The organism is Glycomyces sp. NPDC046736 (genome assembly GCF_040645615.1).
In the GTDB taxonomy this organism is placed as follows: domain Bacteria; phylum Actinomycetota; class Actinomycetes; order Mycobacteriales; family Micromonosporaceae; genus Glycomyces.
This window is the reverse complement of record NZ_JBEYYO010000002.1, coordinates 283,016-297,859: the sequence shown is the minus strand read 5'-3', so window position 1 is coordinate 297,859 and position 14,844 is coordinate 283,016. Positions and strand designations below refer to the sequence as shown.

13 protein-coding genes are annotated in these 14,844 nt (G+C 68.3%); 3 read left to right on the top strand and 10 right to left on the bottom strand.

What is annotated here, in order from left to right:
- Positions 1–23: 23 nt before the first annotated feature.
- From AB0B28_RS03290 to AB0B28_RS03280, 3 genes are all read right to left on the bottom strand, one after another.
- Positions 24–842 (bottom strand): SAM-dependent methyltransferase, encoded by an 819-nt coding sequence (locus AB0B28_RS03290; RefSeq protein ID WP_360115671.1) that lies wholly within the window; start codon positions 840–842, stop codon positions 24–26.
- Between the two features lie 116 nt (positions 843–958).
- Positions 959–1,546: a TIGR03086 family metal-binding protein gene (locus tag AB0B28_RS03285; protein ID WP_360115668.1), complete on the bottom strand. Its 588-nt coding sequence runs from the start codon at positions 1,544–1,546 to the stop codon at positions 959–961.
- A gap of 95 nt (positions 1,547–1,641) precedes the next feature.
- Positions 1,642–2,862 (bottom strand): helix-turn-helix domain-containing protein, encoded by a 1,221-nt coding sequence (locus AB0B28_RS03280; RefSeq protein ID WP_360115665.1) that lies wholly within the window; start codon positions 2,860–2,862, stop codon positions 1,642–1,644.
- A gap of 163 nt (positions 2,863–3,025) precedes the next feature.
- Between AB0B28_RS03280 and AB0B28_RS03275 the strand changes: the two genes are divergently transcribed.
- From AB0B28_RS03275 to AB0B28_RS03265, 3 genes are all read left to right on the top strand, one after another.
- A complete protein-coding gene (locus AB0B28_RS03275) occupies positions 3,026–3,634 on the top strand; it encodes a response regulator transcription factor (RefSeq protein WP_360115662.1) in 609 nt (202 codons plus the stop codon).
- 63 nt (positions 3,635–3,697) lie between these two features.
- A complete protein-coding gene (locus AB0B28_RS03270) occupies positions 3,698–4,072 on the top strand; it encodes a hypothetical protein (protein WP_360115659.1) in 375 nt (124 codons plus the stop codon).
- Positions 4,072–7,176, top strand: a complete 3,105-nt coding sequence (locus AB0B28_RS03265) for a caspase family protein (protein WP_360115656.1) — start codon at positions 4,072–4,074, stop codon at positions 7,174–7,176. The genes AB0B28_RS03270 and AB0B28_RS03265 overlap by 1 nt, the downstream gene beginning before the upstream one ends.
- 58 nt (positions 7,177–7,234) lie before the next feature.
- On the opposite strand, the gene AB0B28_RS03260 is transcribed toward AB0B28_RS03265, so the two are convergent.
- The 7 genes from AB0B28_RS03260 to AB0B28_RS03230 all read right to left on the bottom strand — a co-directional run bounded on the left by AB0B28_RS03260 (position 7,235) and on the right by AB0B28_RS03230 (position 14,802).
- Positions 7,235–8,512 (bottom strand): thymidine phosphorylase, encoded by a 1,278-nt coding sequence (locus tag AB0B28_RS03260; RefSeq protein ID WP_360115653.1) that lies wholly within the window; start codon positions 8,510–8,512, stop codon positions 7,235–7,237.
- A gap of 49 nt (positions 8,513–8,561) precedes the next feature.
- A complete protein-coding gene (locus AB0B28_RS03255; RefSeq protein WP_360115650.1) occupies positions 8,562–8,957 on the bottom strand; it encodes a cytidine deaminase in 396 nt (131 codons plus the stop codon).
- A 3-nt stretch (positions 8,958–8,960) separates the two neighbouring features.
- The gene (locus tag AB0B28_RS03250) at positions 8,961–10,235 is read right to left on the bottom strand and encodes an ABC transporter permease (RefSeq protein WP_360115647.1); all 1,275 of its coding nucleotides are present in this window, start codon (positions 10,233–10,235) and stop codon (positions 8,961–8,963) included.
- 5 nt (positions 10,236–10,240) lie between these two features.
- Complete coding sequence (locus AB0B28_RS03245) at positions 10,241–11,548, bottom strand: ABC transporter permease (protein ID WP_360115644.1); 1,308 nt, start codon at positions 11,546–11,548, stop codon at positions 10,241–10,243.
- On the bottom strand, positions 11,545–13,101 hold the full coding sequence (locus AB0B28_RS03240; protein ID WP_360115641.1) for an ABC transporter ATP-binding protein: 1,557 nt from the start codon (positions 13,099–13,101) through the stop codon (positions 11,545–11,547). Before AB0B28_RS03240 ends, AB0B28_RS03245 begins: the two co-directional genes overlap by 4 nt.
- Before the next feature lie 37 nt (positions 13,102–13,138).
- Complete coding sequence (locus AB0B28_RS03235; protein ID WP_360115639.1) at positions 13,139–14,239, bottom strand: BMP family ABC transporter substrate-binding protein; 1,101 nt, start codon at positions 14,237–14,239, stop codon at positions 13,139–13,141.
- Between the two features lie 215 nt (positions 14,240–14,454).
- Positions 14,455–14,802 (bottom strand): hypothetical protein, encoded by a 348-nt coding sequence (locus AB0B28_RS03230; protein WP_360115638.1) that lies wholly within the window; start codon positions 14,800–14,802, stop codon positions 14,455–14,457.
- Between the last annotated feature and the right edge of the window lie 42 nt (positions 14,803–14,844).

Genomic DNA, 14,844 nt, shown 5'->3' with positions numbered 1-14,844 from the left:
TCGCATCCGCTGCAGCGCGAGGCTCAAGGCTTGCGGGCGATCGCGGCCATCTGGGTGCGCTCGTAGGGTTCGAGCCGGTCGACGGCGGGCACGTCGCGGTCGGGCTCTGCGGGGAACCAGCGCGGGATGTACTCCAGTCCTGGTTGGACGAACGGCATGCCGAGGAAGTGGCTCTCCAGCACCGGGATCGGACGCATCCAGCCGTTGCCGAGCGTCTCGATGCAGGCCGCCGAGAGCGCGGCCTGCGCCGGTTCGCCCGTGTCGGGCCAGGAGGTGATGAACAGGTGGCTGCCGGAGGGCAGGGCGCCCATGAGGGTCGCCACGATCTCATTCGGCCCCTGCTCGTCGCTGATCTGCATGATCATGCCGACGATGAGCAGTGCGACCGGACGCGAGAAGTCAAGGTGCGCGCGCAGTTCGGGCCGGGCCAGGATGTCGGCTGGGTCGGTGAGGTCGGCCCCGATGACGATGGCGCGCTCGTTCTCGGCCAGCAGCGCGGTCGCGTGGGAGACGACCATCGGGTCGTGGTCCACATAGACCACTCGCGCGTCCGGGTTGATCTCCTGCGCCACTTGGTGGGTGTTCTGCTCGGTGGGCAGCCCGCACCCGATGTCGATGATCTGGTCGATCCCCGCGTCGCGCACGAGGTACTCCACGCCGCGGATGAGCGCGTTCCGGTTGAGCCGCGCGCACTCTCGTGCCTGCGGAATGTGCTGGGCGAAGATCTCCGCGGCCACACGGTCGACCTCGGTGTTGGTGGTCCCACCGAGCAACGCGTCATAGACGCGAGAGGTGGCCGGAATATTCGGGTCGATACCAGGCGGCAACTCGACGTCGGACATGCTCGACTCTCCTTCCGAACAAGGCGAAACCGAAGACGCTCGACCCGATCCCGCGCACTGCGTTCCAGGCTACGGGTTTTCGAGCCGAACGGGTGGACGCTGCTGCGCCGATCGCCTCAGGCCGCTGCGGCCCAACGCGGATCGCGGCCGAGGTAGCGCAGGAGCGTGGCGATCTCGTCGTCGCCTTCGCGGGCTTCGAGTGCGGGGGCGTAGGCGCCCCAGGCGCGGAGGGGTTCGACGATCTGCTTGGCGGCAACGAGGATTTCGCTTGCGGCCCAGGGCGAGAGGGGCTGTGGGCGGCCGGTCGCGACCGCGATGTCCCAGGCGTGGACCGCCGAGTCGAGGGCGCAGGCGCCGACGGCGGTGTGCGCGTCGAGCACGTTGGGCGGCACGGGGACCGCGACTTCGGCGGCGTCCTTCGCGATGCCCGCCCAGGACTCGGCCGAGAGTGCCAGCGCCGAGGCGGTGAGTGCGACCGGGTCTTCGGCGAGTTCGCCGTCGGGGGCGAAGGGGTTGAAGGTCGGGCCTTGGCCGCCGGTGATGGCGGCGTAGAAGCCGAGCTGGTCGCCGACCGCGTGCTGGAGGACTTGGGCGACGTTCCAGTCGGCGCAGGGGGTGGGCTTCGCCCAGTCGTTCGCGCCGAGGCCGGTAACGGTGTCGAGCAGGGCGGTGTGGGCCTCGGTGAGGAGCTTCCAGTCGGTCATGATGCGTCCCTTCGGTTCCGGCCTCGATCCGGTGGTCCGGTCGGGCTGATACCGCCACTATATCAGAAGGGAATGTTCCATTCCACTAATGGGGATCATCGGTTCCACGTCTGCGGCGGCAGTTGCGTCCACGCGTGGCAGGCGGCCACGAGTTCGGCTACATCACCCGGGCGGGTGAGGTTCTTGCCGGTCTCCAGTTCGATGCGGCGCAAGCGATGCCGGATGGTGTTGGGGTGGCAGGTGAGCGCCTCGCCGGTGGCCTGCGCGGAGCCTCCCGCTTCGATCCACGCCACGAACGTCTCCAGCAGCAGGTCCCGGCGGTGGGCCGGGAGATCCAGGAGCGCGCCGAAGACCGTCCGGGAGGTCTCCTGGGCCGCGTCCGGGGCCGAGGCCACCAGGACGTTCATCGGGTCGTCCCGGAACTGCTCCACAGTGGTGCTTCCCGGGTGGCGACTGAGCACCAACTGCGCCAACCCGAGCGCCCAGGAAGATCGCCGCAGCTGCGTGAACACCGGACTGACCCCGACCGGCCCGGTCGCGCCCCGCCCCAGCACCTCCAAGGCCGCGGCCGCCTTGGACGCCTTCTCCAACGACAGCACCCCGACCAGCGCGTCCTGCGTCAGATGCCACACCGAACCCACGTCGATCGCCGACAGGCTCGAATCGATCCGCGGAATCGGATCCTCGCCCAGGCCCGTCGCCGCCGCGACCACCACGAACTCCCCCTCGACCGGCAGCCCCAGCTTGTCGGCGACCTCCACGACCGTGGCCAGCCCGATGTCGGTCGACAGCAGCACGTTCACCAGCGCGGCCCGCTCCCGCTCGCGCGTCAGCAGCAAATGCTGCGCCTCTTCGCGATACGCGTGGATCAGGGTGTCGCCGACCAGGTTGTGCAGGTGGAACCAGTTGCGCGACAGGTTGACGACCTCGGCGGCGGGAATGGCCGGCGCCAGACGGGAGGCCCGGATCATCGCCTCCCACGTCTCGTCGTACCCCATCCGGAACGAGGACAGCAGATCCGCCAGCGGCATCCCCACCTGCGCCCGCGTCCGACCGGTCATGACCGCACTGGCCAGGTCGAACTTGCGCCCGGCGAGGCGGTCGAACGCGTCCTGCACGTTCACCTTGACCGATTGCAGCACCACCTCACGCGGCGCCACCGCGCCCGCGGCGTAGACCGGGATCTCCTTGAAGATGCGGTCGGTGATCCGCTCGGCCAGCTCGGGAACGCCGTCGCCGATGCGCCGAATGATCTCTCTCGCAGTGCTGCTCGTCGATTCGATGATCGCCACCGTCACCTCCGCGGCCTTCGCCATCTGGATCGCAACCGCCCCTCGCGCGGGCTGTGTGCGGGAACAACGCGCCGGTCGAAACGCTGTCACGCCTGCCAACGACCGAAACCGCGCTCAAGCGTCAATCTATAGGTACCGATGCAACGTCGCCGGACCGCTGTGCGTCCACTGCCGACAGGAACCCGCCATGCTCTCAGTCCTCATCTGCTCCAAGGTCTTCTCCAGGCCGCAAACGATCACCGCGCTCGCCGCCCGCCACGGCATCGACCATGCGGTCCGCAGCGCGGACTCGGGCGAGGAGGCCCTGACCATGCTCGTCACCCGTCCGGCGGAGGTGGTGGTGCTCGACGCGGCCGTGGCCTTGTCCTGCGGCGCGGCGTTCCTCGCGCGGATGCGGGCCACCTGGCCCCGGACCGCGATCATCGTGATGGGAGTGGACGGTCCGCACCTGACGGCGCAGGCGGTGGACGCCGGAGCCCGCGGCGTGTTCGGCACCGGCGACCACGCCGACGAGCTCGTGTCCGCCCTGGTGTGCAGCATGCTCGCGAACTGGCCCCGCCCGAGCGTCCCCGCCCAGCGCCCCGCCGCGTCCGAGTACGGGACCATGCCGACCGAACGCGAGCTGGGCGTCCTGAGGGCCATGAGCGACGGCCTCAGCAACGCCGAGATCGCCCGGCTCCTGTTCCTCAGCGAGGACACCGTCAAATCCCATGCCCGGCGTCTGTATCGCAAACTCGGCGTGAGGGATCGGGCCCACGCGGTCGCCGCCGGTTTCCGCACCGGGATGCTCCTCTAACGCGGTCTGCGCGGAAGGCGGCGCGGTCATACCATGGAGAGCCCGGCCCGAAAGGCGTCCACCATGGTCGAAGTCAGGATCGAAGCCGAGACGAGCAAATACGCCCCCGACAGCCCGCAATGGCGGAACGAACTGGCAGAACTGCATCGGATGCTCGGCAGCGAGGCCGGGTCGGTCTCGTTGCGCCCCAACGAAGGTGCCGAGGGCACCAGGGGCGTGTTGGAGACGGTGGTCCTGGCGCTGCTTTCCCCGGCCGCGATCGCCGGAGGCGTGGCGTGCTTCAAGGCGTGGATCGGACGCGACAAGACGCGCTCGCTCAAGGTCAGCTGGTCCGAGGGCGACACCGATCGGCACATCACCCTCACGGGTGAAAACATCGACCAGCGCTCCATGCAGTCCCTCGCCGAGTCGATCGGCCGCACCCTCGAAGGCCGCTGATGCCCAAACCCCGCTACCGAGCCCTGCTCATCGGCAACTCCATCTACTACCGCGACCCCGGCGGGCTCCCTGAACTCCACGGCCCGAAGGAGGATGTCAAAGCCCTCCAGGCCGCCCTTGCCCATCCCGACTTCGGGATGTTCGAAGACCCCGACATCGAGCCGCTGTTCGACCGGCGAGTCCAGGACTTGAGGGTCGAGCTCGAACAGTTCTACATCCACGACGCGACCCGCGACGACGTGCTGCTCCTCTACTACAGCGGCCACGGCAAGCTCGACATCTCAAACCGACTCCACCTGTGCGCCAGCGACACGCAAACGAGCAGCCTCCGGTCCACAGCCTTGCGCTACAAGGAGGACGTCGAAGAGTTCATCAACGAATCCCCTGCGGCGGCGACGATCACGGTTCTGGACTGCTGCCACAGCGGCGGCTTCCGGGGCGGCAAGCTCATGGTGGAGGCGACGGGGAGCGGCAGATGCGTCCTGACCAGCTCGGCGGCGAACCAACTGGCGATAGACGAGACCCGCCCCGGCGGCCCCAGCCCCTTCACCGAAGTGCTGGTCCGAGGACTCCAACTCGCCGAAGCGCAACTCCACCTGACCACCCAAGAGCTCTACGAATACGTCAAACTCGAACTCAACCGCCCAGGCCAAGCAAAACCCCAGTACTACTTCAACGGCGCAGGCTCGATCATCCTGGCCCGCAGAGCGCCGACGATCCCCACGCAAGCACCGCCTGTAGAGCCAGCGGCTCCGGAGACGGTACTGGAAGTCCCGCCAGCGCTCAGCGCATCGGAGACGACGCGATCGGCCGACACCGACATTCGACCCGTGCCCGCGGAGCCCGCCGCGTCGCCGGTCCCCGAATGGAACCTGCCCACCGCGCGAGACCGCCTCGAACACATGCTGGGCCAAGCCGTCGACGCCGCGCTGTGGACGCACCTCGAAGATCCCGAAAGGGAGGAGGTCGTCATCGACGCCGTCGCGGAAGCCGCCGACGCCAAGCCCGAGTGGGCGGTCGGCATCCTCGAAGGACTCCCGCTCGACCACACGAGACAGCTCGTGGTCACAGGGCTGGTCTCAGGCCTGTTCGATCGGCATCGCGACTTCCTGACCGAATTCATCGACGGTCTCGGATACTCCTCACCGGACGAGGCCACCGCGAAGATCGCCTACGCCAACCTCCTCCCCGAGAACGAGACCGAGCTGATCCTCTCCATACTGGAGCATGTGTGCCTCAGCGCCAGATTCATGGAAGACGGCGTCTACCACAGTGTTCCCGTACTGACTGGACTGTGCTCGCTGTTCCTCACCGCGCTAACCCCGGAAGCGCACAACGATCAGTTCAGCGACAGCCTCATCAACGCCGCCCGGTCCCACTTGAGCGCAGAACCGAGCATGCTCGACACGCTCCTCGACTCCCTCAACGACGGGCTCATCGAAACGCTCGAAACCCCGCTGAAGCAGTCCTACTTGATCGAGGCCGCTCGGCGCATCGCCCACGTCGACCCCACGGTCGCCGCGGCCCTGCTGGCACAGGACGAGGTCGACCTCTCGCCAGAAGCGCTCGCCGACGAGGAGATCGACAGCCTCGCCGACCTCGCGACCTCCCTCCTGCGGATCGACCACTCACTGGCGTTTGGGCTCTTCAACACCCTCAACGACCGATGCGCGTCAAGGGAGCAGCGCGGAGAACTCCTCAACTGCCTGCTCAACGAACTCACGACCACCGATCACGCCGAGTCGACCTTCCTCGACCGGCTCCTCGACGAGATCGAACGCGTCACGGGGCTCCAGGATGAGGCAGAACTGGGGCAGCTCTCGCACTTCGCCGAACAGTTGGCGAGCCCCGCACCCCGGTTCGCAGAGCGCCTTCTCGAACTCGACCCCGACGACGACCGCCGATTCGCCGGCTACCTCAAGGCGATCGGACCGGCGAGCGAATCCGGGCATGTGGCCGCCCAGGGCATGGCGGCGGCGGCCGAGCGCATCGCCCGCGCCGCACGCGACGACGAGCGGCGACGCCGAGCCCTGCTCGAACTGGCGCAGGGATACGCCTGGGTCGATCCCGGACACGCCGTTCAACTGGTCAAGTCCAGCTACTCGCCGCATCTCGATCGCGGCCCCGCCATCGAGTCGATCGCCGCGACAGTCGCGACGGTGGCACCCTCGCGCCTCACCGATCTCGCCCGCGCCGTCAAGACCGCTCCCGATGCCGACAAGATGTTGGTGGGCCTCGTCAAAGGCATCGCTCCTGTGATGCCGGAAGCGGCGCTGTCCATCGCCGACACCATCGAGAACCAGCACGCGAAGTCACTCGCCTTCACGCAGTTCGTGATCGGCGCGGCCATCGATTCCACCGCGCTCGCCAAATCCGCTCTCGGCCGGATCAATCCACCGAAGGCACGGGCCGAGGCGGCGGCACTGCTCGCGCGACGACTCGTTGAAACCCTTCCGGCCTTCACGATCGAAGCCGCCGACTCCATCGAACCCGGCGTGGCGACCGGCCACGCGAAGTCGCTCGCGCTCATCGGCGCCAGTCGCGCCATGACTCCCGAGGATTCGATCAGATCCGAGCGCTATCTGCACGAAGCCGTCCACTACGCGCTCCAGCTCGACGAGGACGACCCCACCAGACCCGAGCTGCTGCGAGAGCTGGCATCCGAGCTCGCGGCGTTCGATCGCAACCGGGCCGTGGAGCTGCTCGAAGCCGCCGAACGCGGCGCGAGAGCCTTCCCCGACAGCGCGGCCGCCACTCGAAACTCGACACTGGCCGGCATCATGATCGCCTGGGCCCCATTGGTGCCCGCGAACTCCGAGCGGATAGCCGGGGAGCTCTCGATCGAGACGGCCGCCTGGGACGAGTGCCTCCGCGAAGCCGCATTGGCCCTCGCCGCCCCAGATCCGCGTCGGGCCGAGAAGGTCGCCCGCATGATCGGCGACCCAGCCGAGCGGAACAGCGCCCTGCTGGACCTGATCGAAAAGCTGAGCACCGCCTCGACGGCCCGCGCCGAGCGCATCGCCGCTTCACTCCCTCAAGGCGAGTACCGCGCCCGCGCCTCCCTGCTCGTGGCAAAGGCGATGGCACGCAGACAAAGCGACTGACCATGGGCAGCGAACCGGGCGGCGACCTCTTCGAGGTCGCCGCCCGGTTCGCTGCCTGTCAGCTCGTGACTCGGTCGAGGATGATCGGGGTTCGTTTGGTCGGTTCTGTGCCGATGCGCCATTGGTCGGCGAGGATTTCTTTTGCGGCCGGGAGGCGGTCGGGGGTGTCGGTGTGGAGGCGGAAGATCGGGTCTCCTGCCTTGACCGGTTCGCCGATGGTCTTGAGGATTTCGATGCCCGCTCCGGCTTGGACGGGTTGGCCGGGGCGTTCGCGGCCTGCGCCGAGGCGCCAGGCGGCGACGCCGACCGCGTAGGCGTCCATCTCGGTGACGAAGCCGTCGGCGCCTGCGGTGATCTCCTCGGTCTCGCGCGCGATCGGAAGCGGCGCATCGACTTGGCCGCCTTGGGCGGTGATCATCTTGCGCCAGGCGTCCATCGCGCGGCCGTCAGCCAGAGCGGCGGCCGGGTCGGCGTCCGGTTGGCCTGCTGCGGCGAGCATTTCCTTCGCCAAGGCCACCGTCAGCTCGACTACATCGGCGGGGCCGCCGCCCGCGAGGACCTCTACCGATTCGCGCACCTCGAGGGCGTTGCCCGCGGTGCGGCCCAAGGGGATCGACATGTCGGTCAGGAGCGCGCGGGTGTCGACGCCGTGGTCGGCGCCGAGGCGGACCATCGTCTCGGCGAGCTCGCGGGCCTGGGCGAAGTCCTTCATGAAAGCGCCGGAGCCGACCTTGACGTCGAGCACGATCGCGTCGGCGCCTTCGGCGATCTTCTTGCACATGATCGAGGACGCGATGAGCGGGATCGACTCCACAGTGGAGGTGATGTCGCGGAGCGCGTAGAGCTTCTTGTCGGCCGGGGCGAGGTCGCCGGTGGCCGCGCAGATGACCGCGCCGATGTCCTTGAGCTGCTCCAGGACCTGGGCCTCGGTCATGTCGACCTGGAACCCGGGGATCGACTCCAGCTTGTCGAGCGTGCCGCCGGTGTGCCCCAGGCCCCGGCCCGAGAGCTGCGGCACGGCCACGTCGAACACGGCCACGAGCGGGGCCAGCGGCAGCGTGATCTTGTCGCCCACGCCGCCGGTCGAGTGCTTGTCCACGCATGGTTTGCCCACAGAGGACAGATCGAGCTTGATGCCCGAGCGGATCATCGCCGCGGTCCAGTCGGCGATCTCGCGCGGCTTCGCGCCGTTGAGGAAGATCGCCATGTTGAGCGCCGACATCTGCTCGTCGGCGACCGTGCCGTTGGTGTAGTTCTCGATGACCCAGTCGATCTGGGCGGTCGACAGTTCGCCGCCGTCCCGTTTGGTGCGGATGACGTCGACAGCGGTGATCATTGGCATTCCCTCACTAGACGGTGTGCGGCGCCCCGGCTGGAGGCGCCATTCATGCCAAGTGGCCCGGCCCGAACGCCCCGGGGAGCAAGGCCCCCACGGTGGTCGGCTCGGGCCGGTCGTCCACAAGGCACTCGGGCCCGCCGTGCTCGAACAGGAGCTGACGGCAACGCCCGCAAGGGGTGAGGGGTTCGCCCGCGCCGTCGACGCAGGCGATGGCGAGCAGGCGGCCGCCGCCGGTGGCGGCCAGTTGGGAGACCATGCCGCACTCGGCGCACAGGGTCAGCCCGTAGGAGGCGTTCTCGACGTTGCACCCCGAGACGATCCGGCCGTCGTCCACGAGTCCGGCCACGCCGACCGGGTACTTCGAGTACGGGACGTACGCGTGGCCCATGGCCTCGCGAGCGGTGGCCCGCAACGTGTCCCAGTCGATGTCGTGCGTCGCCATGCGCTACTTGTCCCCCGGGTTGTACGGCACGCCATCGGCCGCGGGGGCCCTGGACTTGCCGATGAGCCCGGCCACGACCACGAGGGTGACCGCGTACGGGAGCATCTTGAGGAAGTCCCCGGGGATGAGCGCGCCGCCCGCCGCGTCGAGGTCGCGGGCGATCTGGGTGGTGAAGCCGAAGATGAGCGCCCCGGCGAGCACACCGAGCGGGTTCCAGCGGCCCACGATCATGACCGCGAGGGCCACGAACCCGAGCCCGGCGGTCATGTTCTTGTTGAACGCCAACGAGTTCGCGATGGTGAACCACGCGCCGCCGAAACCGGAGATGAGACCGGCGAGGGTCACGTTCCAGAACCGGAGCCGATTGACGTTGACGCCCATCGAATCCGCGGCGGTCGGGTGCTCGCCGACCGCGCGGGTGCGCAGGCCCCACTTGGTGCGGTACAGCAGGAACCAGACGACGAACACGAGCACCAGGCCCACGTACACGAACAGCTTCTGCTGGAACAAGACCGGGCCGAGGATCGGGATGTCCGCGAGCGGGCCCCACGAGATCGTGGGGATCGTGAACGCCGAGTTGAAGCCCTCGGCCTTCTTCAGCTGGTCGTACATGAAGCTGGTGAAGCCCAGCGCCAGCAGGTTGAGGATGACGCCGACCACGACCTGGTTGACCTGGTACTTGGTGGCCAGCAGCGCCAGGAGCATGGTCGAGAGCAGCCCGGCGAGCATCGCGCCGACCATCCCGGCGTAGACGTTGCCGGTGATGTTGGCGACCAGGACGCCGGTGAAGGCGCCCATGAGGAACTGGCCCTCGATGCCGATGTTGATCACGCCGGAGCGCTCGCACACCACGCCCGAGAGCGCGCCGAACACGTAAGGCAGCGAAAGGAACAGGGCCCCGGCGAGGATCGACTCGGCGCGGAAGACCGTGCCGGTCTGGGAGTAGTTCCAGATCAAGAGGATCAGCACGATCGCGGTGACCGAAACGGCCACCGCGACCTTGAACCAGCGCTTGGGCAGGCCCTTGAACATCCAGCCCGCAAGGCCCGCCACGACGAAGGCGAGCACGTAGACGACCACAGTGGAGGGCATGGCCCACCGCAGGTCGGTGAGGGTCCGGTCGAAGGCCACGGTCGCGGTCTCGCCCATGCCCACGAGCTGGATGCCCACCACGATGAGGACGGTCAGCCCGAGCAGGATCGACGCGGCCTTGACGTGGCGGACCGGTTTGCTCTCGTCCACGAACGACGGGGCGGCGGTCATGGTGTCCACTGCCATGGGGCTCACCAGCCTTTCGCTTCGAGGGTGACCAGGCCGCCGCGCGGCGTGCGCAGGTGCAGGATGGCCCTGACCAGCGCGGGCGCGGCGATGAACAGCACGATGATGGCCTGGAGCAGGATCGAGATGTCGACCGGCACGTCCGGCTGGGCCGAGAGCGACCCGGCCTTGAGCGCGCCGAACAGGACCGCCGCGGCCACGATGCCGCCGGGGTTGGCCCGGCCCAGCAGCGCCACGGTGATGCCGTCGAAGCCGTATTCGAGCGCGGTGTTGTTGGTGACGCCCGAGGCGCCCACGCCGAGCGCGAGGGCCGCGCCCGCCAGGCCCGCGATGGCGCCGGAGACGGCCATCGTGGTCGTGTACGTGCGGCCGATGTGCATGCCCGCGGTCGCCGAGGCGTGCTCGTTGAACCCGACGGCGCGGATGCGGAACCCGAACGTGGAGCGGTTGAGCAGCCACCACACCACGATCGCCACGACCACGCCGATGACGAGCGCGAGGTTGACGCGCAGCGTCTCGTTGAGCGAGGAGAGCAGCGTGGGCAGCCGCGCCGAGGTGTCGACAGGCTTGGTGACCAGCTGGGAGCTGGTCTCGGAGTGGAGGAACTGGGTGCTGATCGCCCACACCAGGAACAGCGCGGCGATGTTGTTCAGCATGATCGAGGAGATGACCTCGTGGGCTCCGGTGGAGGCCTTGAGGACGCCGGGGATCGCGCCGAACAGGCCGCCGGCGACCGCGCCCGCGATGACCGCGAGCGGCAGGTGCAGCCAGATCGGCAGGTCAAGGCTGAAACCGATGATGAGCGCGCCGAGCATGCCGAAGATGAGTTGGCCCTGGGCGCCGATGTTGAACAGGCCCGCGCGGAAGGCGAGGCCCACGGCCAGGCCGGTGAAGATCAGCGGGGTGGCGTAGGTGAGCGTCTCGGACAGGGGCCGGAGCAGGTCGCCGAAGTCGGCGGTCCCGGCGATGAACTTGTCGAGCGTGTTCAGGTTGAGGATCGAGCCCTCGAACAGCGCGAGGTAGGAGTCCCTGACCAGGTACCAGGAGTTCAGCAGCGCGTCCTGGGGCCGGGCGAAGAAGTACGTCCAGGTCGAGCGGGTGTACTCGTCGGAGACGATGAGCAGCACCGCGCCGATGAAGAACGCCAGCAGCAGCGAGTAGACGGTGACCATGACCGAGTTGGCCTCGGACAGGTAGCGGCCGAACAGGCGCATGAAGTTCGGCCGGGGCTCGGGCTGCTCGGGCTCGGGCAGGGCTTCGATCCGCTCCGGCGCTTCGGGCTGCTCGTCGGGGGTCTGGGATTCCGTGCTCAACGGTCACCTCCATTGGGCTCATCGGTGGTGGCGTCGGCTTCGGTCTCGGCGTTGATCTGGCCGCCGACCATGAGGCGGCCGATGACCTCGCGGGGCGTGTCGGGGGCGACCTCGCCGACGATGCGGCCGTTGTAGATCACGGCGATGCGGTCGGCGAGCGCGTAGATCTCGTCCAGTTCGGAGGAGATGAGGAGGACTCCGGTGCCGGTGTCGCGCTCGGCGATGAGGCGGGAGTGGATGAACTCGGTCGCGCCCACGTCGACGCCGCGGGTGGGCTGCGCCGCGACGAGGAACCGGCGGGGCCGGGAGAACTCGCGGGCGATGATGACCTTCTGCTGGTTGCCGCCGGACAGGGACGAGGCCGACTCGTCCGGGGACTGGGTGCGGATGTCGAACTCGGCGATGGAGTCGACGGCCTGCTGGTGGACCTTGGCGGCGTTGACCATGCCGAGGCTCGCGAACGGCCGGTCCCGGTACTGGTTGAGCACCAGGTTCTCGGCCACGGAGAATTCGGCCACGAGGCCGTCGCGGCCGCGGTCCTCGGGGATGTAGCCCAGGCCGTCGGCGATGCGGCGGGCGGGGCTGCGGCCCTGGACGTCCTCGCCGTCGACGGCGATCGAGCCCGCGTCGGGCTTGATGAGGCCGAGGATCGAGCGGGCCAGCTCGGTCTGGCCGTTGCCTTCGACGCCGGCGAGGCCGACGATTTCGCCGGAGTGGACGGTCAGGTCGAGTTCGTCGAGGACCTTGACGCCTGCGCCGGAGACCACGGTGAGGCCCTTGACTTCGAGACGGGCCTCGGCGGGCTGGGCGGGGGTCTTGTCGACCTGGAGGGACACGGCGCGGCCGACCATGGCCGAGGCCATCTCGGATTCGGAGGCGGTCGGCTCGAGTTCGGCCACGACCTTGCCGCGCCGGATCACCGTGATGGTGTCGGCGACGGCCTGGACCTCTTTGAGCTTGTGGGAGATGAACAGGATCGACGTGCCCGCCGCGGCGAGGTTGCGCATGATCTGGAGCAGCTCGGTGATCTCGGCGGGCGTGAGCACCGCCGTGGGCTCGTCGAGGATGAGCAGCTCGGTCTTGGGCCCGGAGAGGGCCTTGACGATCTCGACGCGCTGCTGGACGCCCACGGGGAGGTCCTCGCAGATCGCGTCGGGGTCGAGCCGGAGTCCGTACTGCTCCGAGACGTCGAGGACGGCTTTGCGCGCGGCCGAGGCCGAGAGCACGCCCGCGGTGCGGGTGTGCTCTCGGCCCAGCTGCACGTTGTCGGCGACGCTGAAGGGCCCCACGAGCTTGAAGTGCTGGTGGACCATCCCGATCCCGGCGGCGATCGCGTCGCCCGGGCCGGAGAAGGCCACCTGCTCCTCGTCGATGAGGATCTCTCCGCTGGTGGGCTGGAGGATCCCGTAGAGCATGTTCATGAGCGTCGACTTGCCCGCGCCGTTCTCGCCGAGGACGGCGTGGATCTGGCCGGGCTCGACCACGAGGTCGATGTCGTCGTCTGCGGTGAACGAGCCGAACTTCTTCGTCAGGCCCTTCAGTTCAAGTCGCACTAAACGTCCCTTTGCGAATCAGAGCTCGAAGCGGTCGCTACTCGGTCACCGGGCTGGCCGGGGACTGGACGACGATCTCGCCCGAGATGATCTGCGCGGTGAGCGCCTCGACCTCGGCCTTGGTCTCGTCGGAGACCACGGCGTCGAAGTCGTGGAACGGGGCGAGGGAGACGCCTTCGTTCTCGAGGGTGCCGACGTAGGTGCCCGAGCCGGTGTCGCCGTTGTAGGCGGCCAGGACCGCGTCGTGCACGGCGTTGGCCAGGCCCTTCTCGGCGGAGGTGATGAGCTCGGCGCCGTACTCGGTGGACTCGTAGCCGTCGGTGTCGACCCAGATGGCCGAGACCGCGTCGTTCTCGGCGGCGGCCGTCAGAGCGCCGATGCCGGCGGGGCCGGCGACCGGGAAGATGATGTCGGCGCCCTGGGTGATGAAGGTGTCCGAGGTGCTCTTGCCGGCGGCGGTGTCCTCGAAGCTGCCGAGGAAGGTGCCGGACTGCGCGGCCTCGTCCCAGCCGAGGAGCTGCACGTCGGTGCCCTTGTCCTCGTTGTGCTTGGCGATGCCTTCGGCGAAGCCGTCCATGAAGATGGTCACCGGCGGGATCTGGATGCCGCCCCAGGTGGCGACGATGCCGGTCTCGGTCTGCGACGCGGCGACGTAGCCGGCGAGGTAGGCCGACTGGGCGGTGTCGAACTGGATCGAGTAGACGTTGTCGGCCTCGACCGGGTTGCCGTCGGCGTCCGAGGGGCCGCCGTCGACGATCGCGAAGGGGATGTCCTCGTTGGCCAGGGCCGCGGTGGTGACGTTGGCGGACATGAGGCCGCCGACGCCGACGATGAAGTCGCAGTCGTCGTCGACCGACGCCTGGAGGTTCGGGTCGTAGTCGGCCTCGGAGGAGGACTCCTTGTAGGCGACCTTGATGTCGTCGTTCTCGTCCTCGGCTTTCTGCATGCCGGCCCAGGAGGACTCGTTGAACGACTTGTCGTCCACGCCGCCGGAGTCGGTGACCATGCAGGCCAGGAACGACGCGTCGGCGTTGCCGTCGCTGCCGTTGTCGGTGGGCGCTTCGCCGCAGGCGGTGAGCGCGGCGAGGCCGACGGCGGAGAAGCCCGCCAGGGCCAGCTTGAACGGCTTGACAGCCATTTCGGTCTCCTTTGACGATTCAAGGGGGTAAGTCGATACCCGCCTAATCATGGCCGTACTCGATGGCCTTTGACACTGTCCTTGATGATTTCGTTACCGAAACATCCTATGACTGAGACCAGTGATGAACTGGTGTTTCGCCTGCACTACGGCGACATTGCAGCTCCGCGTGCCCACGCCGTGTGACGAACCGGTGAATTCGAGGGGTCGCCGCGTCACTGCCAGAAGACGGCGACTCCGGCGGTGACGGCGATGAGCGCGCCGGTCGCGAAGAAGTGGCCCGCGGCGATGGTCTCGCGCTTCTTCCACACCGGAATCGCGATCATGACGCCCAGCAGCAGCGCCAGCAGAAACTTCACCCCGAGCTTGGCGTGATTGGCGTCGTCCCCGGCGGCCGCGAGCCCGAACAGGACGATCCCGGTCGCCAGCTGCGTCGCGATCCCGTACAGCATCGCGGTGTTGAAGTTCCGCTTCCCGCCGAGCCATGAAACGAGCCACCCGCCGAGCACCGCAGCGAATCCGACGAGGTGAAGGTACCGAAGCACCAGCTGAAGGAGATCCATGCCCGGAGTATGGCAGAGCGATCACGCCCCCTCCACGAGAGC

Excerpts from the sequence above, each read along its gene's own strand:
- AB0B28_RS03285 (WP_360115668.1), bottom strand. The coding sequence starts at position 1,546 with ATGACCGACTGGAAGCTCCTCACCGAGGCCCACACCGCCCTGCTCGAC.
- AB0B28_RS03250 (WP_360115647.1), bottom strand. The coding sequence starts at position 10,235 with ATGGCAGTGGACACCATGACCGCCGCCCCGTCGTTCGTGGACGAGAGC.
- AB0B28_RS03260 (WP_360115653.1), bottom strand. The coding sequence starts at position 8,512 with ATGATCACCGCTGTCGACGTCATCCGCACCAAACGGGACGGCGGCGAA.
- AB0B28_RS03235 (WP_360115639.1), bottom strand. The coding sequence starts at position 14,239 with ATGGCTGTCAAGCCGTTCAAGCTGGCCCTGGCGGGCTTCTCCGCCGTC.
- AB0B28_RS03265 (WP_360115656.1), top strand. The coding sequence starts at position 4,072 with ATGCCCAAACCCCGCTACCGAGCCCTGCTCATCGGCAACTCCATCTAC.
- AB0B28_RS03255 (WP_360115650.1), bottom strand. The coding sequence starts at position 8,957 with ATGGCGACGCACGACATCGACTGGGACACGTTGCGGGCCACCGCTCGC.
- AB0B28_RS03280 (WP_360115665.1), bottom strand. The coding sequence starts at position 2,862 with ATGGCGAAGGCCGCGGAGGTGACGGTGGCGATCATCGAATCGACGAGC.
- AB0B28_RS03275 (WP_360115662.1), top strand. The coding sequence starts at position 3,026 with ATGCTCTCAGTCCTCATCTGCTCCAAGGTCTTCTCCAGGCCGCAAACG.
- AB0B28_RS03270 (WP_360115659.1), top strand. The coding sequence starts at position 3,698 with ATGGTCGAAGTCAGGATCGAAGCCGAGACGAGCAAATACGCCCCCGAC.
- AB0B28_RS03290 (WP_360115671.1), bottom strand. The coding sequence starts at position 842 with ATGTCCGACGTCGAGTTGCCGCCTGGTATCGACCCGAATATTCCGGCC.
- AB0B28_RS03230 (WP_360115638.1), bottom strand. The coding sequence starts at position 14,802 with ATGGATCTCCTTCAGCTGGTGCTTCGGTACCTTCACCTCGTCGGATTC.